Source organism: Micromonospora sp. WMMA1363 (assembly GCF_030345795.1).
Taxonomy (GTDB): Bacteria; Actinomycetota; Actinomycetes; order Mycobacteriales; family Micromonosporaceae; genus Micromonospora.
On the sequence record NZ_JAUALB010000001.1, the window covers coordinates 4,614,250 to 4,641,017 of the forward strand.

General features: G+C 72.2%; 25 protein-coding genes and 1 riboswitch. Of the genes, 18 read left to right on the plus strand and 7 right to left on the minus strand.

Annotation, left to right across the window (positions count from 1 at the left end; genetic code table 11):
- The first annotated feature begins 76 nt into the window (after positions 1-76).
- The 4 genes from QTQ03_RS21520 (at position 77) to QTQ03_RS21535 (ending at position 4,720) form a co-directional block, all read left to right on the plus strand.
- Entirely contained in the window at positions 77-1,528 is a 1,452-nt protein-coding gene (locus QTQ03_RS21520; protein ID WP_502889800.1) for an MmgE/PrpD family protein, read from the plus strand.
- A gap of 126 nt (positions 1,529-1,654) precedes the next feature.
- Positions 1,655-3,115 (plus strand): menaquinone biosynthesis decarboxylase, encoded by a 1,461-nt coding sequence (locus QTQ03_RS21525; protein WP_289279602.1) that lies wholly within the window; start codon positions 1,655-1,657, stop codon positions 3,113-3,115.
- Positions 3,115-4,026, plus strand: coding sequence for a menaquinone biosynthesis prenyltransferase MqnP (gene mqnP, locus QTQ03_RS21530; RefSeq protein WP_289279603.1), 912 nt, complete (start codon positions 3,115-3,117; stop codon positions 4,024-4,026). The genes QTQ03_RS21525 and mqnP overlap by 1 nt, the downstream gene beginning before the upstream one ends.
- Positions 4,027-4,090: 64 nt before the next feature.
- Positions 4,091-4,720 carry a UbiX family flavin prenyltransferase gene (locus tag QTQ03_RS21535; RefSeq protein ID WP_289279604.1) on the plus strand — a complete coding sequence of 210 codons (630 nt, stop codon included), beginning with the start codon at positions 4,091-4,093 and terminating at the stop codon, positions 4,718-4,720.
- A gap of 92 nt (positions 4,721-4,812) precedes the next feature.
- On the opposite strand, the gene QTQ03_RS21540 is transcribed toward QTQ03_RS21535, so the two are convergent.
- Entirely contained in the window at positions 4,813-5,079 is a 267-nt protein-coding gene (locus tag QTQ03_RS21540) for a BldC family transcriptional regulator (RefSeq protein WP_289279605.1), read from the minus strand.
- Positions 5,080-5,344: 265 nt separating this feature from the next.
- Here QTQ03_RS21540 and QTQ03_RS21545 point away from each other — a divergent pair, with 265 nt between their 5' ends.
- Entirely contained in the window at positions 5,345-5,803 is a 459-nt protein-coding gene (locus QTQ03_RS21545) for an Lrp/AsnC family transcriptional regulator (RefSeq protein WP_289279606.1), read from the plus strand.
- Between the two features lie 59 nt (positions 5,804-5,862).
- Positions 5,863-6,954: an L-cysteine desulfhydrase Cds1 gene (cds1, locus tag QTQ03_RS21550; protein ID WP_289279607.1), complete on the plus strand. Its 1,092-nt coding sequence runs from the start codon at positions 5,863-5,865 to the stop codon at positions 6,952-6,954.
- Positions 6,955-6,966: 12 nt separating this feature from the next.
- Here the strand turns inward: cds1 and QTQ03_RS21555 are convergent, their stop codons facing one another.
- The 3 genes from QTQ03_RS21555 to QTQ03_RS21565 all read right to left on the minus strand — a co-directional run bounded on the left by QTQ03_RS21555 (position 6,967) and on the right by QTQ03_RS21565 (position 10,709).
- Positions 6,967-7,596, minus strand: coding sequence for a putative glycolipid-binding domain-containing protein (locus QTQ03_RS21555; protein ID WP_289279608.1), 630 nt, complete (start codon positions 7,594-7,596; stop codon positions 6,967-6,969).
- A gap of 109 nt (positions 7,597-7,705) precedes the next feature.
- Entirely contained in the window at positions 7,706-9,181 is a 1,476-nt protein-coding gene (locus QTQ03_RS21560; protein ID WP_289279609.1) for a DEAD/DEAH box helicase, read from the minus strand.
- Positions 9,182-9,362: 181 nt separating this feature from the next.
- Complete coding sequence (locus tag QTQ03_RS21565; protein ID WP_289279610.1) at positions 9,363-10,709, minus strand: hypothetical protein; 1,347 nt, start codon at positions 10,707-10,709, stop codon at positions 9,363-9,365.
- A 67-nt stretch (positions 10,710-10,776) separates the two neighbouring features.
- Here QTQ03_RS21565 and QTQ03_RS21570 point away from each other — a divergent pair, with 67 nt between their 5' ends.
- Complete coding sequence (locus QTQ03_RS21570) at positions 10,777-10,998, plus strand: hypothetical protein (RefSeq protein WP_289279611.1); 222 nt, start codon at positions 10,777-10,779, stop codon at positions 10,996-10,998.
- Here QTQ03_RS21570 and QTQ03_RS21575 read toward each other — a convergent pair.
- Complete coding sequence (locus QTQ03_RS21575) at positions 10,995-12,548, minus strand: NlpC/P60 family protein (RefSeq protein WP_289279612.1); 1,554 nt, start codon at positions 12,546-12,548, stop codon at positions 10,995-10,997. The two genes, QTQ03_RS21570 and QTQ03_RS21575, sit on opposite strands and share 4 nt — an antisense overlap.
- 255 nt (positions 12,549-12,803) lie before the next feature.
- On the opposite strand from QTQ03_RS21575, the gene mqnE reads away from it, so the two are divergent.
- The 8 genes from mqnE (at position 12,804) to QTQ03_RS21615 (ending at position 20,933) form a co-directional block, all read left to right on the plus strand.
- Positions 12,804-13,976, plus strand: coding sequence for an aminofutalosine synthase MqnE (gene mqnE, locus QTQ03_RS21580; RefSeq protein ID WP_289279613.1), 1,173 nt, complete (start codon positions 12,804-12,806; stop codon positions 13,974-13,976).
- Positions 13,977-14,231: 255 nt separating this feature from the next.
- On the plus strand, positions 14,232-14,795 hold the full coding sequence (locus QTQ03_RS21585) for a hypothetical protein (RefSeq protein WP_289279614.1): 564 nt from the start codon (positions 14,232-14,234) through the stop codon (positions 14,793-14,795).
- 160 nt (positions 14,796-14,955) lie between these two features.
- Positions 14,956-15,378 carry a hypothetical protein gene (locus tag QTQ03_RS21590; protein WP_289279615.1) on the plus strand — a complete coding sequence of 141 codons (423 nt, stop codon included), beginning with the start codon at positions 14,956-14,958 and terminating at the stop codon, positions 15,376-15,378.
- Positions 15,379-15,417: 39 nt separating this feature from the next.
- Positions 15,418-15,681, plus strand: a complete 264-nt coding sequence (locus QTQ03_RS21595; protein ID WP_289279616.1) for a DUF4229 domain-containing protein — start codon at positions 15,418-15,420, stop codon at positions 15,679-15,681.
- A gap of 240 nt (positions 15,682-15,921) precedes the next feature.
- The gene (locus QTQ03_RS21600) at positions 15,922-17,799 is read left to right on the plus strand and encodes a M14 family metallopeptidase (protein WP_289279617.1); all 1,878 of its coding nucleotides are present in this window, start codon (positions 15,922-15,924) and stop codon (positions 17,797-17,799) included.
- 102 nt (positions 17,800-17,901) lie between these two features.
- Positions 17,902-17,964: riboswitch (cobalamin riboswitch) on the plus strand.
- 110 nt (positions 17,965-18,074) lie between these two features.
- Complete coding sequence (locus tag QTQ03_RS21605) at positions 18,075-19,013, plus strand: ABC transporter substrate-binding protein (RefSeq protein WP_289279618.1); 939 nt, start codon at positions 18,075-18,077, stop codon at positions 19,011-19,013.
- 13 nt (positions 19,014-19,026) lie between these two features.
- A complete protein-coding gene (locus QTQ03_RS21610; protein ID WP_289279619.1) occupies positions 19,027-20,118 on the plus strand; it encodes a FecCD family ABC transporter permease in 1,092 nt (363 codons plus the stop codon).
- Positions 20,115-20,933, plus strand: a complete 819-nt coding sequence (locus QTQ03_RS21615) for an ABC transporter ATP-binding protein (protein WP_289279620.1) — start codon at positions 20,115-20,117, stop codon at positions 20,931-20,933. The genes QTQ03_RS21610 and QTQ03_RS21615 overlap by 4 nt, the downstream gene beginning before the upstream one ends.
- 124 nt (positions 20,934-21,057) lie before the next feature.
- Here the strand turns inward: QTQ03_RS21615 and QTQ03_RS21620 are convergent, their stop codons facing one another.
- The gene (locus QTQ03_RS21620) at positions 21,058-21,831 is read right to left on the minus strand and encodes a VOC family protein (RefSeq protein ID WP_289279621.1); all 774 of its coding nucleotides are present in this window, start codon (positions 21,829-21,831) and stop codon (positions 21,058-21,060) included.
- Between the two features lie 326 nt (positions 21,832-22,157).
- Positions 22,158-24,221 (minus strand): HelD family protein, encoded by a 2,064-nt coding sequence (locus tag QTQ03_RS21625; protein ID WP_502889801.1) that lies wholly within the window; start codon positions 24,219-24,221, stop codon positions 22,158-22,160.
- Positions 24,222-24,497: 276 nt separating this feature from the next.
- Here QTQ03_RS21625 and QTQ03_RS21630 point away from each other — a divergent pair, with 276 nt between their 5' ends.
- The 3 genes from QTQ03_RS21630 to QTQ03_RS30745 are packed head-to-tail and all read left to right on the plus strand — an operon-like array spanning position 24,498 to position 26,749.
- Positions 24,498-25,079, plus strand: a complete 582-nt coding sequence (locus QTQ03_RS21630; RefSeq protein ID WP_289279622.1) for a helix-turn-helix domain-containing protein — start codon at positions 24,498-24,500, stop codon at positions 25,077-25,079.
- A gap of 40 nt (positions 25,080-25,119) precedes the next feature.
- Positions 25,120-26,535: an MFS transporter gene (locus QTQ03_RS21635; RefSeq protein WP_502889802.1), complete on the plus strand. Its 1,416-nt coding sequence runs from the start codon at positions 25,120-25,122 to the stop codon at positions 26,533-26,535.
- The gene (locus QTQ03_RS30745) at positions 26,504-26,749 is read left to right on the plus strand and encodes an ATP-binding domain-containing protein (protein WP_502889803.1); all 246 of its coding nucleotides are present in this window, start codon (positions 26,504-26,506) and stop codon (positions 26,747-26,749) included. The genes QTQ03_RS21635 and QTQ03_RS30745 overlap by 32 nt, the downstream gene beginning before the upstream one ends.
- Positions 26,750-26,768: the final 19 nt, after the last annotated feature.

Consider the following 26,768-nt stretch of genomic DNA (forward strand, 5'->3'; position numbering starts at 1 on the left):
CGACCGCTCGGCGCGAGCGAAACCCGCAGCCGGCGTTTAGCGCCCGACACCAGGGAAAGCCGCGAGAGCGGACGACATGCCGCTTCCGACGGCGCTCCCGGGGGGTCAGGTGACAGACGACGGCTCACCGCAGGATCCGACCGGACCCACCGGACGGCTCTGCACCTGGCTGGCGCACACGTCGGCCGACGCGATCCCGGCCGAGGTCAGGGACCGCGCCCGGCACCTGATCCTGGACGGGATCGGTTGCCTCCTGGTGGGCGCGCACCTACCGTGGTCCCAGGTCGCGGTGCACAGTCTGGCCGCTGCCGATCCCGGCGCGAGCGTGGTCGCCGGCTGGGACCGCAGCACGGCGACGTCGACCGCCGTCCTGCTCAACAGCAGTTTCATCCAGGGCTTCGAACTCGACGACGTCTCCTACAACATCCCGTGGCATGCGAACGCGATCCTGCTCCCCGTGCTCCTGGCAGTGTCGGGGGCACGTGGGGGGATCACCGGGGCGGAGTTCCTCCGGGCCGAGGTGTTGGGCTTCGAAACGGGATGCCGGGTCGGTCTCGCGCTACACGGGCCGCAGCTGATAGCGCGGGGCTGGCACTCGGGGGTGGTGTTCGGCGGCCCGGGCGCGGCGGCCGCCGCCGGCGTCCTGCACGGGCTCACCGCGGCGCGGTTCGAGGACGCGCTGGGAATCGCCGCGACGCAGTCGTGCGGACTGATGTCCGCGCAGTACGAATCGATGGTCAAGCGTATGCAGCACGGCTTCGCGGCCCGCAACGGCCTGGTCGCGGCGATGCTGGCCGCGGGCGGGTACGTGGGCATCAAACGGGTGTTCGAGCGGGGGTACGGCGGATTCCTCTCCGTTTACGGCGAGGGGCACGATCCCGACCCGTCCCAGGTCGCCGCGGAACTCGGCGGGCGGTGGTATCTGATGGAGCAGACGGTGAAGCCGTACGCCGCCATGGGGTACACGCACCCGGCGATCGCCGCGGCGCTGGCCCTGCGCAGCGTCGATCGGGTCGAAGCGGAGGACATCACGCACATCGACATCGAGGTAGCGGAGGCCGTGTTCGGGCACACGGCCTTCACCGTCCAGCGGCCGATCACGAGCGTCGCCGCGCAGATGTCGGTCGTCTACTCGACGGCCGTCACGCTCATCGACGGCGCGGCGTCGCTGGCACAGTACCGCCCGGACCGGATCAACGCGGACGACGTGTGGCGACTGATCGAACGGACGTCGGTCTCCTGCGACCCCGCCGGCGACGCGTCGCACGGCCGGGTCCGCCTCGTCCTGCGGGACGGCACGACGCGCGAGCGCCGGGTCGACGCGCCGCCCGGCTCGCCCAAGCACCCGCTCGACAATGCGGCGGTGGTGGACAAGTACCGTGAGCTGACCGGTGGGGTCGTCGACCGCCGCCGCCAGCGCAGCATCGAGGACCTCATCCTGCACCTGGACGAGCGCCCCGACGGCCCTGCCGCGTTGCTCGCGCTGCTGGCGCCCGTCGCCGGGGACGCGTTGGCTGATCGGGGGTGACGGCAGGACGGGCATGACCGCAAGACGCCTGCCGCGGGCCCAGGTGTCCGCGGCGTACGGAGTAACCCACCTGCTCAACGCACCCCGGCTTGAGTGTCGGCGTGGTCGGTACGGGAGACTGGCAGCATGGCGGCTCGTGGCTTCCCGTACCCCGACCTGAAGGACTTCCTCGCGGCGCTGGAGCGCGCGGGTGAGCTGCGGCGCGTCAGCGTCCCAGTCGATCCCGACCTGGAGATCAGCGAGATCGTCACCCGGACGGTCCGCGCGAGCGGCCCCGCGCTGCTCTTCGAGCGCCCCACCCGCGGCGAGATGCCGGTGGCGATCAACCTGTTCGGCACCGAGAAGCGGATGGCGATGGCGCTGGGCGTCGAATCCCTGGACGAGATCGGGGAGCGGATCGGCGCGCTGGTGAAGCCGGAACTGCCGGTCGGCTGGTCCGGCATCCGGGAGGGCCTGGGCAAGGTCATGCAGCTCAGGTCGGCGCCGCCACGCAAGGTGAAGACCGCGCCCTGCCAGCAGGTGGTCTACCGTGGTGACGACGTCGACCTGAACCGCCTCCCCGGCCTGCAGGTGTGGCCCGGCGACGGCGGAGTCTTCCACAACTACGGACTGACCCACACCAAGCACCCGGAGACCGGCAAGCGCAACCTCGGCCTGTACCGGCTCCAACAGCACAGCCGGAACACGCTGGGCATGCACTGGCAGATCCACAAGGACTCCACCGCCCACCACGCCGTCGCCGAGCGGCTGGGTCAGCGGCTGCCGGTCGCCATCGCCATCGGCTGCGACCCGGTGGTGTCGTACGCCGCGAGCGCGCCACTCCCCGGAGATATCGACGAGTACCTGTTCGCAGGCTTCCTGCGCGGTGAACGCGTCGAGATGGTCGACTGCCTGACCGTGCCGCTCCAGGTGCCGGCACACGCCCAGGTGGTGCTGGAGGGGCACCTCGAGCCCGGCGAGCGGCTGCCCGAGGGCCCGTTCGGCGACCACACCGGCTTCTACACCCCGGTCGAACCGTTCCCGGTGCTGCACGTCGAGACCATGACCATGCAGCGCGACCCGGTCTACCACTCGATCGTCACCTCGAAGCCGCCGCAGGAGGACCACGGCCTCGGCAAGGCCACCGAGCGGATCTTCCAGCCGCTGCTCAAACTGCTGATCCCGGACATCGTCGACTACGACCTACCGGCCGCCGGGGTGTTCCACAACTGCGCGATCGTGTCGATCCGCAAGCGCTACCCGAAGCACGCGCAGAAGGTGATGAACGCGATCTGGGGCGCCCACCTGATGTCGCTGACCAAGCTGATCGTGGTCGTCGACTCCGACTGCGACGTGCACGACTACAACGAGGTGGCCTTCCGCGCCTTCGGCAACGTCGACTACGCCCGTGACCTGCTGCTCACCGAAGGGCCGGTGGACCACCTGGACCACTCGTCGTACCAGCAGTTCTGGGGTGGCAAGGCCGGCGTCGACGCCACCCGTAAGCTCCCCGAGGAGGGCTACACCCGGGGCTGGCCCGAGGAGATGAGCATGTCGCCCGAGGTCGTCTCGCTGGTCGACAAGCGGTGGAAGGAGTACGGCATCTGATGGCCGTCGTCGACGCGCCGGTCGAGCGGCCGGGCCGGGTGAGGTCGTTCCTCACGCTGGTGGCGATCGAGCACTCGGTGTTCGCGCTGCCGTTCGCGTACCTGTCGGCGTTGACCGCGATGCAGGTCAACGGTGGGCGGGTGCGCTGGCTCGACCTGATGCTGATCACGGTGGCGATGGTGGGTGCGCGGACGTTCGCGATGGCCGCCAACCGGATCCTGGACCGGCGGATCGACGCGCGGAATCCGCGTACCGCCAACCGGGAGCTGGTGACCGGGGTGGTGAGCGTGCGGACGGCCTGGGCCGGGGCGGCGGTCGCGCTGGTGGTGTTCCTGGCCGCCGCCGCGTCGCTCAACCCGCTCTGCCTGACGCTTGCACCGCTCGCGGTGGTGCCGCTGGTCGTCTACCCGTACGGCAAGCGGTTCACCAACTGGCCCCACGCCATTCTGGCGGTGGCGCAGGCGGTCGGCCCGGTCGGCGCCTGGCTCGCGGTGACCGGCACCTTCGCCGGGTCGTGGCCGGCCTGGCTGCTCGGCGTGGCGGTGGGGTTGTGGATCGGCGGCTTTGATCTGATCTACGCCTGCCAGGACGCGGAGGTGGACCGGCGGATCGGCGTGCACAGCGTGCCGGCCCGCTACGGGCTACGCTTCGCGCTGCACGCCTCGACCACCGCGCACGTGGTGACGTTCGCGCTGTTCGTCTGGTTCGGCGCCCTGGTCGGTCTCGGGTGGCTCTGGTGGATCGGGTTGGCCCTGACCGTGATCGCCTTCGGCTACCAGCACGTGGTGGTGAGTCCGACCGACCTGAGCCGGGTCAACCGGGCGTTCTTCACCGCGAACGGCTTCGTCGGCGTCGCGCTCTTCGGCTTCGCCCTCCTCGACCTGGTGGTCCGCCTGGGCCTGCGGCCGTGACGGACGGCCCACCAAACCGGGGGGTGCCCGCCGCCGTGCCGCGACGACCAGGCACGCTGGTGGCATGCGCGAACCATGGGTGGTCGGGGTCTCCGGGGCATCCGGAACGCCGTACGCCGCGGCCGTCGTCCGGGCGCTGCTCGACGCCGGGGAGCCGGTGGATCTGATCGTGTCCCGGGCTGCCCGGTTGACCATCCTGGACGAGACCGGTCGGCCGTTCCGGGACGGGCACTGGGCCGACGACCTCGCCGCCTGGCTCGGGCGGGACCTCACTGCCGCGGACGTCCGCCACTGGCCGGCGGGTGATCTCGCGGCCGGTCCGAGCAGCGGTTCCTACCGGGCGCGCGGTATGGCGGTCGTCCCGGCGAGCACGGCCGCCTGCGCCGGCATCGCCATCGGCCTCTCCAAGGATCTGCTGCAACGGGCGGCCGAGGTCAACCTCAAGGAGCGCCGGCGGGTGGTCGTGGTGCCGCGCGAGACGCCGGTGACCCGGAGCCACCTGGAGCACCTGATCGCCCTGCACGACGCGGGTGCGGTGGTGCTACCGGCCAGCCCCGGCTTCTACGGCGCGGGAGCCGCGGCCTCCGCCGTCCAACTGGTGGACTTCGTCGCCGGCAAGGTGCTGGACGCCCTGGGCGTACCGCACACGCTCCTCCGCCGCTGGTCGGGTGAGCTGGGCGCGGCGCGGAACTGAGCCGGCCGTCGGTGCCGCCGACCGGAGTGAGGGTCGGCGCCGATCGGCGCGGGCCGGCCGCCAGGCACCGGTCCGCGCGCCGTCGCGCCGCTTCAGTACATCCCGGCGTTGGCCGGACCGGACCCGGTCGAGGCGGTCGGGCCAGCATTGCGCGGCCTGCCCATGTCCTCCGCCTCGTCCAACATGCCCTCTCCTTCGAGTAGCGCTCGTACCTCGGATTCCCGAAACCGGCGATGCCCGCCTGGAGTCCGGATGCTGCCTATCCGGCCCGCCGCTGCCCACCTCGTCACAGTCTTGGGATCAACCCGAAACAGCGCGGCGACCTCACCCGGTGTCAGCAGGCGATCTCCAGTGTCCACAGCCCCCTCCTCGCATCGACGAAGCCCCCGGCTGAACACACTGCCCCCGGCTGGTGCGAGCCCAGAGCCGTCATGAGGGACGTATGGCAATTACAGCACCAGCGACCTGGCCTGTCCGCCAAACGCGAAAAAAGCACTGAGTGGGAAGTTAGGAATGTTACCCGCAGATGTTCTTCGTGTGTTGTGGTTGGGGCAATCACCCTCGGTAGGTTTCGCGGAGTCCGTGCACGTGCCGCCCAGCCGGTACGACTAGGGTCTACAGTCCGTGGACACGATCGACCTGAGCCTCGTTGAACTGCTGCGCGGCAATGCCCGCCTCTCTTACGCCGAGTTGGCCCGACAGGTGGGCCTCTCCGCCCCGGCCGTGCACGAGCGGGTCGGCAAGCTGGAGTCGAGCGGTGTGATCCGCGCGTACCGGGCCGAGGTGGAACCGGAGACCATCGGGCTGGGGGTGACCGCGATCATCAGTATCGTCGAGGACTCCGGCGCGGACACCGACGACGTACTTGAGGCGTTCCGGGCGATACCCGAAATCGAGTCCTGCTACTTCATGGCTGGTGTGGAATCCTTCCTGCTCAAAGCGCGGGTCGGCACCATTGCCGAGCTCGAGCAGCTCATTGTCCGGTTGAACCGCACCCCGGGGGTGGCCTCGACCCGAACCGGGATCGCCCTGTCGACCAAGTGGGAGAATCGTCCCCAACCAGTCACCCCACCTCCCGCCTGACCGCCTACACCGCCGGACCGGGGCCGGGTCACACCGACCAGGCTTGCTAGCTTTCCGATGTGACTCATTTCGATCGGTGTGACGAGGCCAGCCGGCGATGGGTGACCGAGGCGATCGCCGCCGTGGAGGCGGACGCCAACCGGTCGGCCGACACCCATCTGCTGCCGTTCCCACTGCCCCGCGAGTGGGGAGTCGACCTCTACCTCAAGGACGAGTCGGTGCACCCTACCGGCTCGCTGAAGCACCGGCTGGCTCGCTCGCTGTTCCTCTACGGGCTCTGCAACGGCTGGATCGGCCCCGGCACGACGATCGTGGAGGCCTCCTCCGGGTCGACGGCGGTCTCCGAGGCGTACTTCGCCCGGATGCTCGGGTTGCCGTTCATCGCGGTGATGCCGGCCACCACCTCGCCGGAGAAGATCGCGAAGATCGAGTTTCAGGGGGGCCGCTGTCACCTGGTGGACGACCCGGCCAAGGTGGTCGTCGAGGCGCGGTGGCTGGCCGAGGACTCCGGTGGTCACTTCATGGACCAGTTCACCTACGCCGAGCGGGCCACCGACTGGCGGGGCAACAACAACATCGCCGAGTCGATCTTTTCGCAGCTTGCCCTGGAGCGGCACCCCGTTCCGGTGTGGGTCGTCGTCGGGGCAGGTACCGGCGGTACCAGCGCCACCATCGGCCGGTACGCCCGCTACCGACGGCTGCCCACCAAGCTCTGCGTGGTGGATCCGGAGAATTCCGCGTTCTATCCGGCGTGGCAGGCCGGCGACTGGTCGGTGTGCACCGGGCGCGGGTCCCGGATCGAGGGCATCGGTCGCCCCACGGTGGAGGCGTCCTTCCTGCCCTCGGTGGTGGACCGGATGGTGCGGGTGCCCGACGCCGCCTCGCTGGCCGCGATGCGGGCCGGTTCGACCGTGCTCGGCCGGCGGCTTGGCGGCTCGACCGGCACCAACCTGTGGGGGGCGTTTGGGCTGATCGCCGAGCTGCTCGCGGTGGGGCGGACCGGCTCCGTCGTGACCCTGATCTGCGACGCCGGAGAACGCTACGCGGACACCTACTACGCCGACGACTGGGTCGCCGCCCAGGGCCTGGACCTGGCGCCGTACCTGGCGACCATCGAGCGCTTCCTGACCAGCGGGGCGTGGCCCAGCTGACGGCGAACCTCGTCAACGCGGTTCGGCTCGCTTCGCCAGACCCGGGTAGCACAGCACGTAGCCCGCGTCGTCCAGGTCAAGCTCGGCGGTGAACGTGTCGCTGGCGAACCGCACCCGGTCCGGGCCCAGCGCCGTGTAGACCTGCTCGGCGAAGACCACCGACAGGCTCGGCACCAGGACCCAGGCGACGGGGACCCGGTGCGCGGTGTCGACTGGCGAGCCGGTCAGCCCGAGCCGGCGGACCGGCAGCGTGTTGAAGAGCGGCGACCCGCCCAGATCGACATCGACCGCGTCGACCAGCCGGTCCGGGTCGTCGGTGCCGGGCAGGCCGGCGGGTGGGTGGTCGGCGACGGCCAGCGCCGCGTCCAGGTCGCCCTGCTCGGCGGTGGTCACCCGCCACCGGTCGGCCGCCCGTTCCAGGCGGATGGTGCGCAGCCAGCCCGACCCCTCCGCCTCCACCACGAGTCCGGTGGTCATCCACTCCGGGTCGGTGGTGAGCTGGTAACGGCAGGTGTACGGGATCGGGTCGACGGCGACCTGGGTGCCGCGCGCCGTGAGCCCCCGCCCGTCATCGACGAGGGCGTGCTCGGCGCCGACGGCGTCCGTCCGGGTCCAGAGAAACGACTTCGGCATGGTCGGCATGAACCGACGCTACGTGACCGGCTGCGGGCTGGCAGCGCAGTCGGCTGGGGCGCCGCCCTGGCCCGGACCAGTCCCACCCCCGAGCCGCCGTGCGGAATGCCGCTCCGGCTCAGTAGCTGCCGGCGGGCCGGCCGCCGACGAACCGGTCACCCGAACGCCGCTCCGAGCGGCCGTCCGCCGGCCTCGGCCCGTTGCGGCGTTCGCCGTGCCGTCCGCGTTCGCCGCGTTCGCCGTGCCGTCCGCGTTCGCCGCGTTCGCCGCGTTCGCCGTGCCGTCCGCGTTCGCCGCGTCCCGGCCGGCGGTCGCTGAACCGCTGCGGGCGGTCCGGCCGGTCGCCGCGTCGGCGCGGCGTGGGCTCGTCGCGGACCGGGACTCCGCTCGGCTCCCGGGCCCCGGTCAGCTCGGCCAGGACCGGGTCGCCGGCCCGGACCCGGGTCTGCGCCGGCTCCACGCCCGCCTTCTCGAGCATCGCCAGGGTGCTGCGGCGCTGTTTCGGCAGGACCAGGGTGGCCACCGCGCCGGACTCACCCGCCCGCGCGGTGCGCCCCGCCCGGTGCAGGTAGTCCTTCGGGTCCTTTGGCGGGTCGATGTGCAGCACCAGCGAGACGCCGTCGACGTGGATCCCCCGGGCCGCGACGTCCGTGGCGACCAGGACGTCCATCCGGCCTTCCCGGAACTCGGCGAGGGTGCGGGTGCGCATCCGCTGGGTCTTGCCGCCGTGCAGGCCCCCGGCCCGGACGCCGACCGAGGCCAGCTGCTGCACGAGCCGGTCGACGCCGAGCTGGGTCCGGGCGAAGAGCATGGTCCGCCCGTCCCGTGCCGCGATGGACGCGGCGACCGGAAACTTGTCGTGCGGTGGGATCAGCAGGAGGTGATGGTCCATGGTGGACACAGCAGCTGTCGGTGGGGCGGTCGAGTGGGTGACCGGGTCGGTCATGAACCGCTTGACCAGCGTGTCCACGTCACCGTCCAGGGTGGCCGAGAAGAGTAGCCGTTGGGCGTCGACCGAGGTCTTCGTCAGTAGCTCGGTCACCTCGGGCAGGAAGCCCATGTCGGCCATCTGGTCCGCCTCGTCCAGCACGGTGACCTCGACATCGTCAAGGCGGCAGACGCCCCGGTCGATGAGGTCGCCGAGCCGGCCCGGGGTTGCCACCACGACCTCCACCCCACGGCGCAGGGCATCGATCTGCCGGTCGTACGGCACACCGCCGACCGCGGTCTTGAGGAACACGCCGGTCGCCCTGCCGAGCGGTAGCAGGGCGTCGTTGACCTGCATGGCGAGTTCCCGGGTCGGCACCAGGACCAGGGCCCGGGGGCGCCGGGGCCGGGCCCGCTCCCCGTCGGCGACCCGGGCCAGCAGGGGCAGGCCGAAGGCGAGGGTCTTGCCGGAGCCGGTCTGACCACGCCCGAGGACGTCCCGGCCGGCGAGCGCGTCCGGGATGGTGGCACGCTGGATCTCGAACGGCGTGCTGATGCCCTGCCTTGACAGGGCCCGCACCAGCGGCTGGGGCAGCCCGAGGGCGGCGAAGTCGACGGTGGTTTCGGGGGCGGACGAGGACGTGCCGGGGTCGAGCGAGGTGGTCAAGAAAGGCCTTTCGAGCGGGGCGCGTCTTCGCGATCCCCGCCACGGCTGCACGCCGCCGGATCGCCCGCAAGACCGCCCATGGGCGCACGCGGGCGCCGGGTCAGTGATCTCCACCAGTGTACTGCCGTCCACCCGACCCGCCACGCCGTCGCCGACCGTAGTGGGCCGGCTCACCCGGCGCTCACCCGCTGAGAACGTTGCCCATCAGCCCGTCCATCAGGTCGCTGGCCAGCAGGACGACCAGCACGCCGATCGCGACCAGCAGACCCAGCGACGCGGCGAGGACGACCGCCACCCGGGCGGTGCTGGAGCGCTCGTCGGCCGGCGTCTCCGTCCAGCCCTGGGCAAGGATGTGCCCGGTCAGGGAACCCGACGTCTCCAACGTGTTGGCCGGGAAGGCCACGGTGGCGATGCCCGGTGCCTCCGTGCCGCCGCTGTAGATCGAATTCAGGTCGCCCTCGTACCGTTCCCCGTGGCCGGCCTCCACACGGTTTCGGGTATCCGCCGAGCCGACCAAGGCGCTCCCGGCGGAGGTGGTCACCGCTGGTGCCCCGGTGTCCCGGCGGCTGGCCGGGCCGCTTCGCGGTGGCCAGGTCGGCAGTGCCGGTGCGGACACGACGGGTGGTGCGGACACCGGCCTTGAAAGCGGAACGGGCGGCGGCACGGTGGCGCGGCCGGTGGGCGGCCCGGACGAAACCGACACCGGTGCCCCGGGCGGAGTGGGCGGCCCAGCGACCGGCACGGGCAGGGTGGTGGCGCGCGGGCCGGGCACCGCCGGCGGGGCGGACACCGGTACGGCTGCCCGGCCGGTGAGCCGGATCGGTTGTCCGGCCGGCTCGGCGGGCGGCGACGTGGCGGGCGGTGGCGGGAACGGTGGCGCCGGCATCGGGCCGGGCGGTGGCGGCGGGGCGGGTACCGGCGGGCCGGGTGGCGGCGTCGGTGGACCAGGCGCGGGCGGAGCCGGTCGAGGCGGGGTCGGGCCGGGCGGGTACGGGGGGCCGGGGATTGGTGGCGTCGGTTCCGGCACCGGCGGGTTCGGCGACGGCGGGTTCGGCCCGGGGACGGGCGGCGTGGGGGTGGGCTCTGGCTCCGGCACCGGGGGCGTGGGCGGTTGCGCCGGTGCGGGAGGCTCCGGGCTGGCCGGCCCCGGTGGCTGCGCTGGCTCGGGAGGCTCCGGGTTGACCGGCCCCGCCCGGTAGAGCCGTGCCTCGCCGGTGGCCGATCGGATGGCGGCCGCCTCGGCGGCGGAGACCGGGCTCGCCCCGGGCACCGCGACGTTGGCCCGAGCCGTATCGGCGGCGGAGGGGACCTGTCGGTGCGGCGGGGGTGCGACGGCGCAGGCGGCACTCACCTGTCCCCGACCGGTCGCGGCTGTGGCGGACCGTTGGCTGGCCCCGTCGTCGTCGGCTGCCAGGTCGCTCTCGTCGGTCGGGCCGGGCGTCGTCGTGGGCGCATCGCCGTGCCGCCGATCGGTCGTGCCGGTGAGGTCGATGACGGACGGGTCCACCGGGTGATGCTGCTCGGCCATGCTCGCCCTCCGCGCCACGCTCGCACCCGGATCCGTGCCGGCGGACCGGGCGTGCCTGGGTCTCACCGTGCCATATTCTGCCTCGGCCGCACAGCCGGAGTCGGTTGCGGGCGATGATCCGGAGCATCGGCTGCCGGTGCTCGCAGCGGCGCTGGCCGACAGTGTCGCGCTGCTCGCCGCCGTGGCTGGGACGGCGCGGCTGGCCGTTGTGTTCGGCGATGGCGACGAGGGCCGGCCGAGGAAACCGGTGGGCGCTCGCCGGTCTCCGCTGGTCTCCGGGGCGGGTTAGCTGTCGGTCGGGGTCGGGGTCGGCGAGGCCGTCCCGGTCCGCGTCGTCGACGGGGATGTGGTGGCGGATGGGGATGTGGTGCGTGACGGGGAGGTCGTGGGGCTGGCCGACGGGGACGTGGTGGCCGAGGGGGATGTGGTGGCCGAGGGGGACGTGGTGGCCGAGGGGGATGTGGTGCGTGACGGGGAGGTCGTGGGGCTGGCCGACGGGGAGGTGGTGGCCGAGGGGGACGTCGTGCGTGACGGGGAGGTCGTGGGGCTGGCCGACGGGGACGTGGTGGCCGACGGGGATGTGGTGGGGGTGGCCGACGGCCTCGGCGGAGCCGGCTTGGTCGGCGCGTTGACCGCCCCGACGACCCTGGTGGCGGCGTAGAGCCGGGACCAGCGCACCGCCGAGATCTTGACGACGTCGCCGGTGCTCGGGGCGTGGATCATCTTGCCGCCGCCCACGTACATGCCGATGTGGTGGATGGTCGTCCAGCTCGACCCGGAGGCGAAGAAGAGCAGGTCACCGGGGAGCAGGGCGGTCCGGGGGACGGTGCGGCGCCGGGTCGCGTAGTACTGGTCGCGAGCGACCCGGGGGAGGTCGTAGTAGCCGGCGGAGCGGTAGGCGGCCCAGATCAGCCCTGAGCAGTCGAACCGGTCGGGCCCCTCGGCCGCCCACAGGTAGGGGTCGCCGAGCTGTGCCTTCGCGTACGCGACCGCCTTCAACGCCGTGGGGTGCGCGGCCAGCCCGTTCGCCGTCTCGTTGGCGACGTACCCGGCGCCGAGTCGCTGCTCGGCGGCCTCCTGCTGGCGTTCCAACTCGACGAGCTGTGCCGTGTTGTCTTGGCGTAGCTTGGCGAGCTTCGTCTCCTCCGCCCGCAACGCCTGCTCGCTGGCGGTGTACCCGGCGCTGGCGGTCTGCAACCGGTCTTGCGCGGCCAGCAGGGCTTGCTGGGCGGCCTGCTCACCGGTACGGGCCTGGTTGAGCTTGCGGGTCGCGGCCGTGGTGTCCCCGCCCTCGACCTTCTCGCCCCGGGAGATCCGGGAGATCCGGCTCAGGTCGTGCAGGTCGGTGGCGAACGGGCCGGGTGGCAGCGCCGCAGCGGCCTTGATCGCGTCGCTGACGGCGACATCGGCCCGCTCCTGCGCCCAGGCCAGCGCTTTTCGGGCGACGGCCAGCTCGCGCTCGGCGACGGCGAGCTGGCCCTCCGCCTCCGTGCGTTGCTGTCGAAGCAGGAGCAGCTCGTCGCCGAGCTGGCCGATCCGTGCCTCTGCGGCGTAGATCTGCGCGGCGAGTGGGCCGTTGACCAGGTTGGGTGCCGGCGTGACGCCGGTGCCCGGCGTCCCGGTGAGCGGGGCGCCGCCGGGCAGGCTCAGCGGGCTGGAAATGACCGGGCGGGCGCCGGAGTCGGGCACGGTGGTGGGCAACGGGGGGTCGGCGTACGCCGGCGCGCTCAGCACGGTGGCGGCGACGGCGCCGAGCAGGGCCGACCAGAGCTTCGGATGGAGCATCGGTGAGATCACCGGGCGCCGCCGGCCTCGTCGTCCGTATCCGCTGTCGACCATTCCGCTCCCCGTTCGGCGTGGTGTCACCGCATCGTGTGCGCGCGATCTTGCACACACGGCGTCAGCACGCTACCAGTGATACGCGTCGTGCCCCATCCTGTCTTACCGCAGACTGGCAAGGATGTCGATGTCTGGCCGGGTTACGGGTGGCTGAGAACCCGGTGAAGTACGTCGCTGCCCGCCTACCGCGCTGATCGCCGGTCGGCCGCTCGACGTAGGCTCGACCGGGACCGCAGGTGAAGGGACGGGCTGGAGATGGACGCCGGACTCAAGCGTGAGCTGGAAGCGAAGGTGTACGCCGGCGAGCGGCTGACCCGCGAAGACGGGATCGCGCTCTACGAGAGCGACGACCTCGCCTGGCTGGGTCGGCTGGCGCACCACCGTCGTGCCGAGCGCAACGGCGACCGGGTGATGTTCAACGTGAACCGGCACCTGAACCTGACCAACGTGTGTAGCGCGAGCTGCGCGTACTGCTCGTTCCAGCGCAAGCCGGGGGAGAAGGACGCGTACACGATGCGCATCGACGAGGCGGTCCGCAAGGCCAAGGAGATGGAGGACGAGCAGCTCACGGAGCTGCACATCGTCAACGGCCTGCACCCGACGCTGCCCTGGCGGTACTACCCGAAGGTGCTGCGGGAGCTGAAGGCGGCGCTGCCGAGGGTCAAGCTGAAGTGCTTCACCGCCACGGAGGTGCAGTGGTTCGAGAAGATCAGCGGCCGGAGCGCCGACGAGATCCTCGACGAGCTGATGGACGCCGGCCTGGAGTCGCTGACCGGCGGTGGCGCGGAGATCTTCGACTGGGAGGTCCGGCAGCACATCGTCGACCACGCCTGCCACTGGGAGGACTGGTCGCGGATCCACCGGCTGGCCCACAGCAAGGGCATGAAGACCCCGTCGACCATGCTGTACGGCCACATCGAGGAGCCCCGGCACCGGGTCGACCACGTGCTACGACTGCGCGAGCTGCAGGACGAGACCGGCGGCTTCGCGGTCTTCATCCCGCTGCGTTACCAGCACGACTTCGTTGACTCGGCGGACGGCAAGATCCGTAACCGGATCCAGGCCCGCACCACGATGGCCTCCCCAGCCGAGTCGCTGAAGACGTTCGCCGTGTCCCGGCTGCTCTTCGACAACGTGCCACACGTGAAGTGTTTCTGGGTGATGCACGGCCTCTCGGTCGCCCAGCTTTCGCTGAACTTCGGGGTGGACGACCTGGACGGCTCCGTCGTCGAATACAAGATCACCCACGATGCCGACGAGTACGGTACGCCGAACACGATGCACCGCGAGGACCTGCTGCACCTGATCTGGGACGCTGGCTTCCGTCCGGTCGAGCGCAACACCCGGTACGAGGTGGTGCGCGAATACGACGCCGCGCCGACGCTGGCGCAGCGCCGCGCCGAGCCGCAGCAGGTCTGGGCCAGCTGAGTCCGTCGGGTGGATCGGGGCGTGGCCCGGGTGCCGGTGCCACCACCTCGGCACCTGCCCGACCGGCTTCGGGTGCGACGCACAGCTGCCGGGCCGGTCCACCCGGCGGGCCGTACCGCAACCTCGCTTGGCCGCTCCGGTACTCGCTGTTCACATAGTCCACGTCTGGCGTGCGCGGATGGCTGCGCAACGGGTTACCGGTACTCCCGACGCTGTGCTACGGAACGTGGTCCTGGGGAAGGCCAGCCAGCGGGCGTGGGCACGCTGGAGGAGGAAGGGATCAGGGTGCAGCGTTCACGCTTCGTGTTCCTTGCCGCGCCGATGCCCGAGCCGTACCAGGGGCAGGCCGCCGATGGCATCGTCTGGATGCTCGTGTCACCGAACAACCGCCCGCTCGGTCGTGGCCCGGTCTACCACGAGGCCTACGCGCAGTGCCGGGAGGCGGTCCTCGACCTACAGGCCAACGTGGACCGGGTGGTGCCGTTGGAGGGCACGGTCCCAGCCAGCGGTCAGTGGACCTGGCGGATCGAGCTGGACGACGCGCTGGTCGCCCTGTCCAGCCGGTCGTACCTGCGGGCCCGCGAGTGCAGCTACAACCTGGAGCGCTTCCTGGAGGCGCTGCCCCAGGCCGAGGTGGTCCTGGGGGTCCGGAGCGTACGCCGGGACCGCCGACGGGTGGCCGAACCGCTCCCGCCGGCCGGCGGCGTCCCTGGCGGCCCGCCGTACCGCCCGTCGCACTCGCCGTACCAGGGGCAGCCGCGGCGGGAGCTACGCCACCGGGACGGCGGGGCCGTCGACCGCCGTCGTCACCGGCCCTGACGCGCCGACGGGCCGCCGAAAGGCTGCGGCGCCTTGCCAGGTGCGGCAGCGGTTCGACATGCCGTTCCAGGTGGCGGTGCCGGCCGCCGCGGACCAGCCCGGCGACTGAGCCGGCCCGGGCGGGGCCTGCGGCAGGCGGCTCGCGTACCCTCGTAGGGCCATGACCGAGCAGCACAGCGGCTTTCCCCGGCGCGACGCCGAGGGGCGTATCCGGACCCTCGGCGACCTGCTTGGGGTGAGTCTGGCTGGCCTGGTCATCGGGGTGTTGGCGGTGGTGCTCTTCGACTTCGCCTTCGCTTCGTTCGGTGCCGGGGAGTTCGGCCAGGCCAACGGCTGGCTGGCCGTGATCCTGCCGGCGTGGCTCTACTGGGAGGACTTCCGCGCCTGGGAGTTCGGGGCGGCTCGGGTGGTGGCCGCGTTGGCCGCCGGGGCGGCGGGCGTGACGGCGGGCCTGGTGGCGGCCGGGCTGGCGGCCGGGCTGCCGCCGCTGCTCTCCGGTGGGCTGGGCGCGGCGGGCTTCACCCTGGCGTACGCGGTGGTGTGGTTTCCCGGTGTGCGGTGGCTGGCCCGCCGGACGGGCTGACGCCGCCGTCGGACCGGCGGCGGAGAACGGAGTACGAAAATGAGCGCGGCGGTCAAGTACACCCTGGGCCGGATCGGGCTGTTCGTCATCGTGCTGGCGGCCCTCTGGCTCGTCGAGATGAACCTCTTTCTCAAGCTGATGCTGGCCCTGGTCTTCTCGGCGGCCGCCTCGTTCTTCCTGCTTCGGGGCTGGCGGGAGGAGATGGCCGAGGAGATGGCCGCCGCCGCCGAGCGGCGCCGGGCCGAGAAGGAGCGCCTCCGCTCGGCGCTGGCCGGCGACGACGACGAGCCCAAGACCTCCTGATCGGAGGTCGCGCGGGTGCCGGGCCCCGCCCGATCGGATCGGATCACCGGTTGGCTCCGGTCGGTGTCTCGCCCGCAGGGAACTTGCGCCAAGCATCGATAGATCGAAGATTATTTCCAATGTGACGATCAGGCTGGCATGGAACGTAAAGATGGATGGATATTGATATGACCATGTGACAGGTGGTGGAGTGTCCACCACCAAGCGGGAGAGTCCTCCCGCGCCTCCAGGAGGTTGTCCATGGCCTTCCGCACCCCCGCCCTCCGCCGCCGCCTCGCGCTCGCCATCGCCGTGGGGCTCGGCCTGCTCACCCTCGCCGCACCACCGGTCTCCGCAGACCCGGCCCCGGACCGTTCCGGTGAGCCGGCCGCCGTGCCGTACCGGGTGCTCGGTCCGCGTACGCTGGCCGACCGTGCCGCGGTCGCCCGCACGGGCGCCGCGATCGACTACTCCGAGCACGGCGTCCTGCACGTCTCCGCCACCCGGGCCGAGGCCGCCGCCATCACCCGGCTGGGCTTCCGGTTGGAGGCGGTCGCGGCGCTGCCCACCGACCGGGGGGCCGCCGACGGGGAGATCGGCACTCGCGACTTTCCCCCCGCCGACTCCGACTACCACAACTATGCCGAGCTGACGGCCGCGGTGAACAAGGTGGTAGCCGACCACCCCACCATCGCTCAGAAGATCAGCATCGGAACCTCGTACGAGGGCCGCGACCTGATGGCGGTGAAGATCTCCGACAACGTCGGCACCGACGAGGACGAGCCGGAGATCCTCTTCAACTCCCAGCAGCACGCCCGCGAGCACCTGACCGTGGAGATGGCGATCTACCTGCTCGACCTCTTCACCGACAACTACGGCACCGACTCCCGGGTCACCAACGTCGTCAACAGTCGGGAGCTGTGGATCGTCCCGACGGTGAACCCGGACGGCAGCGAGTACGACGTCGCCACCGGCTCGTACCGCTTCTGGCGGAAGAACCGGCAGCCGAACAGCGGCTCGTCGTACGTCGGCACCGACCTCAACCGCAACTGGTCCTACCAGTGGGGCTGCTGCGGCGGTTCCTCCGGCTCCACGTCGTCGGACACCTACCGGGGCTCGTCGCCGTTCTCGGCCCCCGAGACGAACGCGCTGCGCAACTTCGTCAACAGCCGGGTCGTCGGCGGCACGCAGCAGATCAAGGCCAACATCGACTTCCACACCTACTCCGAGCTGATCCTGTGGCCGTTCGGCTACACCTACAGCGACACCGCGCCCGGGATGAGCACCGACCAGCACAACACCTTCGCCACCATCGGCCGGCAGATGGCCGCCACCAACGGCTACTCCCCCGAACAGGCCAGCGACCTCTACATCGCCGACGGCGTCAGCATCGACTGGATGTGGGGGCAGCACGGCATCTGGGCGTACACCTTCGAGATGTACCCCGGATCGGCCGGCGGCGGCGGCTTCTACCCGCCCGACGAGGTCATCCCGGCGCAGACCTCGCGCAACCGGGAGGCGGTGTTGATCCTGGCCGAGTACGCCGACTGCCCGTACCGCGCGATCGGCAAGCAGGAGCAGTACTGCGGCGGCGGCGGTGGAACCACGGTCTGGTCGGACACCTTCGAGACCGCGACCGGCTGGACCACCAACCCGAACGGCACCGACACCGCGACCACCGGTCAGTGGGAGCGGGCGGCCGCGCAGCCGACCAGCTACAACGGGGCCAAGCAGCTCACCCCGTACGCCGGCAGCAACGACCTGGTCACCGGCGCGGCGGCCGGCAGCGGGCCGGGTAGCTACGACATCGACAGCGGCGTCACCAGCGCCCGCTCCCCGGCGGTGACCCTGCCCTCGAGCGGCACGCTGACCCTGTCGCTGGCGTGGTACCTGGCGCACGCCTCGAACTCGTCCTCGGCGGACTACTTCCGGGTCAGCGTCGTGCACAACGGCGGCACCACCACCCTGCTCAACCAGGCCGGCGCGGCGACCGACCGGGACGGCGCCTGGGCGATCGCCAACCTGAATCTGACCCCGTACGCCGGGCAGTCCGTCCGCATCCAGGTCGAGGCGGCGGACGCGTCCGGGGCCAGCCTCGTCGAGGCGGCCGTGGACAACGTCACCATCACCGCGTCCTGAACCCGGGCCGGTCGGCCCGTCGCACCCACCCGCCCCCGCCGCGACCAGCGGCGGGGGCGGTCCGCGCGTGCGCTACGGTCTTACCGACCACCCCGCAGCGAAGCCGGTGCGAAACCGGCGCTGTCCCGCAACTGTGATGCCCCGAAGAGCCGGGGACGAGCCAGGTCGCCTGCGGCTGGTCGCGATTCGCGCTCTCGAGGAAGGGCGCCTCGCGGGCACGGGCGCCCCGGCTCCCGGTCGGCGAGGACCACGCTCCTCGACCGACAGGAGGACCGATGTCCAGACGTGCCCCCCGGCTCTTCGCCGCGACCCTCGCGGTGGCCGCACTCGCCCTCGGTGCCTGCGCCGAGAAGACCACCGACACTCCCGCGGCCGGCGGCAGCCCGTCGACCGCCGCCACCTACCCGGTGACCGTCGGCGCGCTGACCCTCGAACAGCGACCGGAGAAGATCGTCTCGCTGTCTCCGACGGCCACCGAGATGCTCTTCGCCATCGGCGCGGGCACCCAGGTAACCGCCGTCGACGACAACTCGAACTACCCGGCTGAGGCGCCGAAGTCCGACCTGTCCGGCTTTCAGCCGAACGCCGAGGCGATCGCCGCCAAGGCCCCCGACCTGGTGGTGCTCGCCAACGACACCAACAAGATCGTCGACCAGCTCACCACGCTGAAGATCCCGGTCCTGCTCAACCCGTCCGCGACCACACTCGACGACACCTACCGGCAGATCACCGACCTGGGCGCGCTGACCGGACACCCGACCGAGGCGGCCGACGTGGTCACCCGAATGAAGGACGACATCACCAAGCTGGTCAAGGACCTGCCGCAGCGGTCGGCGAAGCTGACCTACTTCCACGAGTTGGGTCCCGAGCTGTACACCGCCACCAGCAAGACCTTCATCGGCTCGATCTACGCCCTGGCCGGGCTGGAGAACATCGCCGACGCGGCCGACGCGGACGGAAAGAGCGGCGGTTACCCGCAGCTCTCCCAGGAGGTCATCGTCAAGGCGAACCCCGACTTCGTCTTCCTCGCCGACACCAAGTGCTGCCAGCAGAGCGCGGAGACGGTCAGGGCCCGCGCCGGCTGGGCCGAGATCACCGCGGTGAAGGACAACCAGGTCGTGGCGCTCGACGACGACATCGCCTCGCGGTGGGGGCCGCGCGTGGTCGACCTGCTGCGCGCCGTCGTCGACGCGACGGCCAAGGTGCCCGCGTGACGCTCGCCCCACAATGACGACGGCACCCGCCATCCGGCCGGCCGGGACACCACCGGTGTCCCGGCCGGCCGGGCTGCGGCCCCGCTGGCTCGTCGCCGGGTTGGCCGCCGTGCTGGTCGCCGTGGTCGCCGGCGTGTCCCTCGGCCCGGTCAGCCTCCCGCCGGGCAGCGTCGCGGTCGAGCTGCTCAACCTCCTCCCGGGGGTACGTCTCGACAGCGGGCTGACCGAGCGGGAGATCGCCATCGTCACCGAGCTGCGGCTGCCCCGGGTCGTGCTCGGTTTGCTGGTCGGCGGGCTACTCGCCCTGGCCGGCGCTGCCTACCAGGGCGTGTTCCGCAACCCGTTGGCCGATCCGTATCTGCTCGGCGTCGCGGCCGGGGCCGGGCTGGCCGTCACCGTGCTGATCACCGCCGGGGTCGGCGCCGGCGGTGCGATCACCGGGCTGCCGGTCACCGTCCCGCTGGCCGCGTTCGTCGGCTCGATCGGGGCGGTCGTCATGACGTACCTGCTCGGGGCATCCGGCGGCCGGAGCCGCTCCCCGGCCACCCTGATCCTGGCCGGGGTGGCGGTCTCCGCGTTCCTCTCCGCCGGGCAGACGTACCTGCTGCAACGCAACTCGGACAGCATCCAGCAGGTGTACTCGTGGCTGCTCGGGCGGCTCGCCACCGCCGGCTGGCACGACGTGCGACTGGTTCTGCCGTACTTCCTGCTCACCGCCGTGGTGGTGCTGCTGCACCGGCGCGAGCTGGACGTGCTCTCCGTCGGCGACGACGAGGCGGCCAGCCTTGGGCTGCATCCGCAACGGTCGCGCTACCTGCTGATCGCCGCCGCTTCGCTCGGCACCGCCGCCGCGGTCTCGGCGTCCGGGCTGATCGGCTTCGTCGGGATCATCGTGCCGCACGCCGTTCGGCTGCTCGCCGGGACCAGCTACCGGGTGATCCTGCCGCTGTCGCTGCTCTTCGGCGGGGCGTTCCTGGCGCTCACCGACGTGGTGGCCCGCACCGCGGCCGCCCCGGAGGAGATTCCGATCGGCGTCGTCACCGCCCTGCTCGGCGGCCCGTTCTTCGTCCTCGTGCTGCGCACCACCCGGCGGGCGCTCGGATGAGCGGCTCGGCTCCCGACTCCGGCGCGCCCGCGGGTCCGGCTGACGTCCCGGCAGTCGACGTGCGTGACCTGCACGTGCGGCTGGACGACGTGCCGATCCTCGCCGGTGTGGACCTGAGGGTCGCGGCCGGTGAGTGGGTCACCGTGATCGGCCCGAACGGCGCCGGCAAGTCGACCCTGCTGCGCGCCGTCGGCGGCCTGCTGCCCGTCCCGGGCGCGGTTTCGCTCTTCGGTGCGCCGCTGGCGACGCTGCGCCGCCGCGAACGGGCCCGGGTGGTGGCCACGGTGGCGCAGTCCCCGGTGGTACCGCCCGGCATGTCGGTGCTGGACTACGTGCTGCTGGGACGTACCCCGTACATCCCGCCGCTCGGCCGGGAGTCCGTCGCCGATGTGGCCGCCGCGCACGACGTCCTCGACCGGCTGGACCTGGCCGGCTTTCACGCCCGGGAGCTGGTCACCCTCTCCGGCGGTGAGCGGCAGCGCGTCTTCCTGGCCCGGGCGCTGGCCCAGGGCGCCACCCTGCTGCTGCTGGACGAGCCGACCAGCGCCCTGGACATCGGCCATCAGCAGGAGGTCCTCGAACTGGTCGACCAACTCCGGCGGGTGCACGGCCTGACTGTGCTCGCCACCATGCACGACCTCTCCATCGCCGGCGAGTACGCCGACCGGATGGTGCTGCTCGCCGACGGCCGGGTGGCCGCCACCGGAACACCGCGCGTGGTCCTCACGGAGGAGCTGCTCTCCCACCACTACCGCGCCTCGGTGAAGGTCATCCAGGGCGACCACGGCCCCCTGGTCGTCCCCGTCCGTCCCTGACCAACTCCCTCCCTCCGCACGGTCGCACGTCCGCGATCCTGCCCATCGTGTCCGGACAAGGCGGCCTGGAGGGAGCATTCAGCGGACCGGAAGTGCATGATCACGGAAGGTGGCGCCGGGTGGGTCAGGGCGTGCGAGCGGGGCGGGTTATCGCGTTGAAGAGGGCGCCCTGGGGGTCGCGGAGGGCGGTGTAGCGGCCGGCTGGGATGTCGCGTGGGGGGACCAGTATCGTGCCGCCCAGCGTGGCGACGCGGGCCGCCGTGTCGTCGACGTCGGCCGACCCGAAGTAGACCGACCAGTAGGCGGAAGCGTCGGTTGGGAAAGCGTCGCCGAGCGGCGTGGTCATCCCGGCCACGATCCGGCTGCCGAGTCGCCAACCGGTGTGGCCGGCCCCGCCTGCCGGCTGGTCGTCGGGCTGCCAGCCGAAGACCAACTCGTAGAAGGCCTTCGCGCCCCCCGGGTCCGGGGTGACCAACTCCGTCCAGCTCAGCGCGCCCGGGACGTCGAAGACCTCGCCACCCGGCATCGCCATCGGCTGCCACACGCTGAAGGCCGCGCCCGCCGGGTCGCTGAAGACCGCCATCCGCCCCCGGTCGAACACCTCGAACGGCGGCACGACGACCTGCCCACCGGCCCGCTCGACCCGCCCCGCCACCAGGTCGGCGTCGTCGGTGGCGACGTACACCGACCAGATGGGCACCTGGTCGGGGATGGCCGGCGGCCCGACCCCGGCCACCGCCTGGCCGTGGAGGAGGAAGACGGTGTAACCGCCCGCCTCGGGCTCGGGCATGACCCGGCCGGTCCAACCGAACAGTTCCGGATAGAAGCGGCGGGCGTCGGTGAGGCCCGGCGTGGCCAGGTCGGTCCAGCAGGGCGTACCCGGCGGCACGGTGCTCACGTCGACCCCCTCCGCCCCGGGGCGGGCCACCGGCGGCACGCCCTGCCGGCATCGTGGCACCGCCGGTGGCCGGTCCGGCGGGCGAACCCGGGAACGTCAACTGAACCGGCGACCTCGTCCCGCCTGGTACGCCCAGCCGGGTTCCGCGGGGTGCGCCCCGCCGGCCAGGGCCGCCAGCGGCACGATCCAGACCCTGGCGGTACCACCGGGACAGGGCTCAACGGGTAGTCGCCGACCGTGGTCCAGTTCAGGTCGACCGCGCGCCGCCCGGGTGGGCGTTCACCGAGCCGCTCGGTGAGTCTGCCCGGCCGTTGCGGGAGGTCGCCTCAGCACTGTCCGGCTGAGTCATCGATCAGCGGCGCGGGCAGCGGCGCGGCGTGCAGCACCGTCAGCCGGGAGACCGCCCGGGTGAGCACCACGTAGAGCCGGTGCAGGCCGCGCGGCTCCGCCGCCACGATCGTCGCCGGCTCGACGACGATCACGTGGTCGTACTCGAGGCCCTTGACCAGGGTCGCGGGCACCACCGTGACGCGCGCCGTGGCCGGCGGGTCGTCGGTCGTCGTGGTCTCGATCCCGGCGTCGGCCAGCGCCGCCCGCAGCCCGTCGACCGCGTCGTCCGCCGCGATCACCGCTACCGACCCGTCGTGTGCCAGCGCCGCCCGTGCCTCGGCCACCGTCGCTGCCGGCAGGTCCGGGACGGTCCGCGTGTCCAGTGTGCCGTCGTGGCGCAGCGACTCGGCCGGTGGCACGTCCACCTCGAGCGACGGCAGCAGCCGGTTGGCGAACGCGACCACCGTGGCGGGCACCCGGAAGCCGACCGTCAGCGGCACCACCGCCACGTCCGGCTTGCCCAGGTGCCGCAGTGTCTCCCGCCAGTCCCGGGCGGCCCACGGCGCGGTGCCCTGTGCGAGGTCGCCGAGCAGGGTGATCGAGCCGTGTTCGCTGCGCCGCGCGATCGCCCGGCACTGCATCGGGGAGAGGTCCTGCGCCTCGTCCACGACCACGTGTCCGTAGCCGGCCGGCCGCTCGATCAGCCCGGCGGCCTCGTCGACGAGGACCGTGTCCGCAGCGGTCCAGCGCGTTGCTTTCGACGTGCGCCCCGGCCTGGTGCCGCTTCCAGGGGTGGTGAGCAGTGCCTGTTCCTCGGTGGTGAGCAGGCCGTCGGCGACGGCGGCCAGTCGTCGCGGGTCGGCGAGGAGCGAGTGGAGCAGCCCGTCCGGGGTGAGCGCCGGCCAGACCGCGTCCAGGAAGGCGGTCACCGGCTTGGACTTCGCCATCCGGCGCAGCCAGGCGTCGCTCGGCGACTCGGCCCGCCGGGCCTCCACCTGCCGTTGCAGCAGCCCGACGACCCGGGCGCGGACCCGCTCCCGGCCGACGGAGTAGGGCAGCCCCGCCCGGCGGGTCTCCTCGACCACCCGGTGCAGCGCCTCCAGCCTGATCCGCCAGCGGAACGACCCGTCCGAGACCACGATCGGCTCGGTCGGCTCCCCGATGTGCGTGTCGACGGCCCGCCGGAGCAGGTCGGCCATCCGCGCGTCGTGCTTGACGGTCGCCACCGCGGGGTCGTCGACCGCGCGCACCGGCACCCCGGCGACCAGATCTTCCACCGTGGCCTGCTCGACCTCCACCTCGCCGAGCGCCGGCAGGACCGCGGCGATGTACGACAGGAAGGCCCGGTTGGGGCCTACCACCAGCACCCCGGAGCGCCGCAGCCGTTCTCGGTGCAGGTAGAGCAGGTACGCGGCGCGGTGTAGGCCGACCGCGGTCTTGCCGGTGCCCGGTGCCCCCTGAACGCAGATGGAGTCGGCCAGGTCGGCGCGGACCAGTTCGTCCTGCTCGGGTTGGATGGTGGCAACGATGTCCCGCATCGGCCCGACGCGGGGTCGCTCGATTTCCGCAGTGAGGATCCGGCTGGCCCGACCGAGTTCCTCCCCCCGGTCCAGGTGTTCGTCCTCGAAACTGGTCAGCACGCCGTTGTTGAACCCGAAGCGCCGGCGCACCGCGACCCCCTGCGGGTCGCGGGCGCTGGCCCGGTAGAACGACCGGGACACCGGCGCGCGCCAGTCCAGCACCAGCGGTTCGCCGAGGTCATCGGTCACGTGGCGGCGCCCGACGTGGTATCGCCGCCCCGCGTGGTCGCGGTCCGCGTCGCCGAAGTCCAGCCGTCCGAAGAAGAGCGGCGTGGTCGGATCGTCGGCGAGTTCGGCCACCCGGCGGGCCAGGTGCCGGCCGAGCTGCTCGGCGGTGTACGCGTCGCCGGCGACCGTGTCGCCGGTGGCGAACAGCGCCTCGGCGCGCTCGCGCATCCGCCGCAACGCGGCGCGGGAGCGGCTCAGGTGCTCGCGTTCCGCCGCGAGGTCGTGGTCGAGAGTGAGGTCGGCTGCGGTCACGATGACTTCCCCTCGATGTCATCAGCTGATCGCTCGCGTGTCCGGGGGCGGATGGCTGGCGCCCGGCGCGGGGACGTCCGGTGCGGTGCGAAGCTCACCCCGGCCGTCAAGCGGGCTGCAAGCCTACGCCCACCGCTGTGCGCTCCTCCACCGGTTTTCCGTCGGCCCCCGGCTGGGCCAGAGCGGAGCTGACCGGGCGCCGCGAGATCCGTGCCGTGCTCCGCGTTTCGCCGAGGTGGCTGGTCGGGCTGGCCGGGACGGCGGGATCATGTCGGGATGACGGAAGCGCATCCCGAGCAGCGCCGGATGACGATCAGCGATCCGCAGGTGATGCGGGCCCTGGCGCACCCGGCCCGGATATCGATCATGGAGTATCTGAGCACCCGGGCAGACGGCGCGACGGCTACGGAGTCCGCCGAGATCGTCGGATTGTCGCCGAGTGCGACCAGCTACCACCTACGGGCGCTCGCGAAGTTCGGCCTGGTCGAGCCGGCGCCGAACCGGGGGGACGCGCGGGAGCGGGTCTGGCGGACGGTCGGCAGCGGCTGGCTGGTCGACGCCGACCGGGCCGCCGGGCCCGAGACGCGGGCCGCCGAGCGGACGCTGGTGGAGGCGCACATGGCTCGCGACCTGGAGCGCACGCGGGACTGGTTGCGACGGGTCGTGGACGAGCCGGACGAGTGGTACGACGCGGCGCTGCTCAGCGACAGTCTGCTGCTGCTCACCGCCGAGGAGTTGGTCGAGCTGAACCGGGCCGTGCTCAGCCTGTTCGAGCCGTTCCGGCAGCGGAGTCGACCATCCCCGCCGGCCGGGGCGAGGTCGGTGTCGGTGCAGTACAGGTCGGTGCCCCTGGCATGACGGGTTGTGCCGACCAGTTCTGAAGCATTATTTTCGAAGCATGTCCTTCATAACTGGCTCCTCGCGTTGGAGTGACGTCTGGCTGGCGGCCACCGCTCGCGGCACCACGATCTGCGGAGAGTTCCTCGCCGCCACCGCTTTGGCGCTGGCCCTCCAGGCCCGCGGGGCGGGCGGCCTGGCCGTCTCCGCGCTGCTCCTCGCGGCCACCCTTCCGCTGGTTGCGCTGGCACCGCTGACCGGCCGGCTGGCCGATCGCGTCGACAGTCGGGTCCTACTGGTCACCGTCGGTACGGCGCAGTGCCTGGTGTGCCTGGTGCTCGCCCACGCCGAGCACCCGTTCGTGGTGGTCGCGTTGGTCGGCCTGCTCGCCTGCGGGCTCGCGATGACGCAGCCCTGTCTGGCGGCGCTGCTCCCGGCCATGGTGCGCCGGGAGGACCTGCCCCGGGCCAGCGCGATCCAACAGACCGCCGTCTCCGTGGGCGCGCTCGGCGGCCCGGTGCTCGCCGGGCTCCTGGTGGGGCAGTTCGGCACGCGCGTTCCACTGCTGTTGAACGCGGTGTGCTATCTCGCCCTGGTCGCCGCGGGGCTGCTGGTGCGCACCCGGCGGGGTGGCCAGCGCCCGAGGGCCGCATCCGGCACGCCCGCTGCGGCGGAGCAGTGGCGGCTGCGGCGGGATCCGCTGATGGTGACGATGGTGGTGACCACCGCAGCGGTCATCACCGCGATCGGCGGCATCAACGTGGTCGAGGTGTTCTTCATCCGGGAGACCCTGGACGCCTCGACCACCATGTACGGCCTGGTCGGCGCTGCCTGGATGGCCGGCATGCTGCCGGGGAGCTGGCTCGCGGCCCGGCTGGCCCGGCGAATCACCGATGACGGTGTCCTGGTCCGCGGGGTGCTCCTGACCCTTGGAGGCTGCTCGCTGGTGGTGATGCTCGCCGCTTGCGTCCCGGCGGCGGCGCTGCTGATCCCGCTGTGGCTCGTCGGCGGTGCGGCCAACGGCGGCGACAACGTCTTCGTCAACGTGCTCACCGCGCGGCGGGTGCCGGACTCGTCCCGCGCCCGGGCGTACGCGGTCAACGGCGCCGCCGTGCAGGGTGGCTCGATGGTCGGCTATCTGGTCGGCGGCGCCCTCCTGGCGGTGGTGCCGCCACGCCCGCTGATCGTCGGCCTCGGGTTGGCGGGTCTGCTGGTCGTTGCGGTGTTCGTGCCGGTCGTCGCTCGCGCGGCCCGGCGGCTCCCAGCGGATGGCGATCCCGTGCCGGCCACTCCCACCCCGCCCGTGCTGCGCGACGAGGCCGCCGGGCTACTCGACCGCGAGCCCAGCCTCAGTCACGTGATCATCGACGAAGCGCAGGCCTCTCGCTCGCTGCCCGGGTCGGTCGGGGTCATCGCCACCGACCGGCACCTCGACGGACTGCGGGGTGCTCGCCGCAGTCGGAGAGCACCCCGGTGACCTCGATGACGCAGAGAACAGCCGCGTCACCGCGGTCCCGGCCGGACCGGCCAAGGGGCTGGAGTACGACCACGTCATCGTCGTCGAACCGGCCGACATCGCGGACGCGGAACCGCGCGGGCTGCACCGGCTCCACGTCGCGCTCACCCGCGCCGTGACGCGGCTGACGGTGCTGCCCGCGCGCTCCCCGAAGCCCGCCGCCGATCAGGGCTGATCCCAGTCGCGTCAGGTCG

Coding starts and splice junctions, on each gene's coding strand:
- QTQ03_RS21520 (WP_502889800.1), top strand. CDS start 77: ATGCCGCTTCCGACGGCGCTCCCGGGGGGTCAGGTGACAGACGACGGC.
- QTQ03_RS21525 (WP_289279602.1), top strand. CDS start 1,655: ATGGCGGCTCGTGGCTTCCCGTACCCCGACCTGAAGGACTTCCTCGCG.
- mqnP (WP_289279603.1), top strand. CDS start 3,115: ATGGCCGTCGTCGACGCGCCGGTCGAGCGGCCGGGCCGGGTGAGGTCG.
- QTQ03_RS21535 (WP_289279604.1), top strand. CDS start 4,091: ATGCGCGAACCATGGGTGGTCGGGGTCTCCGGGGCATCCGGAACGCCG.
- QTQ03_RS21555 (WP_289279608.1), bottom strand. CDS start 7,596: ATGCCGACCATGCCGAAGTCGTTTCTCTGGACCCGGACGGACGCCGTC.
- QTQ03_RS21565 (WP_289279610.1), bottom strand. CDS start 10,709: ATGGCCGAGCAGCATCACCCGGTGGACCCGTCCGTCATCGACCTCACC.
- QTQ03_RS21575 (WP_289279612.1), bottom strand. CDS start 12,548: ATGGTCGACAGCGGATACGGACGACGAGGCCGGCGGCGCCCGGTGATC.
- mqnE (WP_289279613.1), top strand. CDS start 12,804: ATGGACGCCGGACTCAAGCGTGAGCTGGAAGCGAAGGTGTACGCCGGC.
- QTQ03_RS21590 (WP_289279615.1), top strand. CDS start 14,956: ATGACCGAGCAGCACAGCGGCTTTCCCCGGCGCGACGCCGAGGGGCGT.
- QTQ03_RS21595 (WP_289279616.1), top strand. CDS start 15,418: ATGAGCGCGGCGGTCAAGTACACCCTGGGCCGGATCGGGCTGTTCGTC.
- QTQ03_RS21600 (WP_289279617.1), top strand. CDS start 15,922: ATGGCCTTCCGCACCCCCGCCCTCCGCCGCCGCCTCGCGCTCGCCATC.
- QTQ03_RS21605 (WP_289279618.1), top strand. CDS start 18,075: ATGTCCAGACGTGCCCCCCGGCTCTTCGCCGCGACCCTCGCGGTGGCC.
- QTQ03_RS21610 (WP_289279619.1), top strand. CDS start 19,027: ATGACGACGGCACCCGCCATCCGGCCGGCCGGGACACCACCGGTGTCC.
- QTQ03_RS21615 (WP_289279620.1), top strand. CDS start 20,115: ATGAGCGGCTCGGCTCCCGACTCCGGCGCGCCCGCGGGTCCGGCTGAC.
- QTQ03_RS21630 (WP_289279622.1), top strand. CDS start 24,498: ATGACGGAAGCGCATCCCGAGCAGCGCCGGATGACGATCAGCGATCCG.
- QTQ03_RS21635 (WP_502889802.1), top strand. CDS start 25,120: ATGTCCTTCATAACTGGCTCCTCGCGTTGGAGTGACGTCTGGCTGGCG.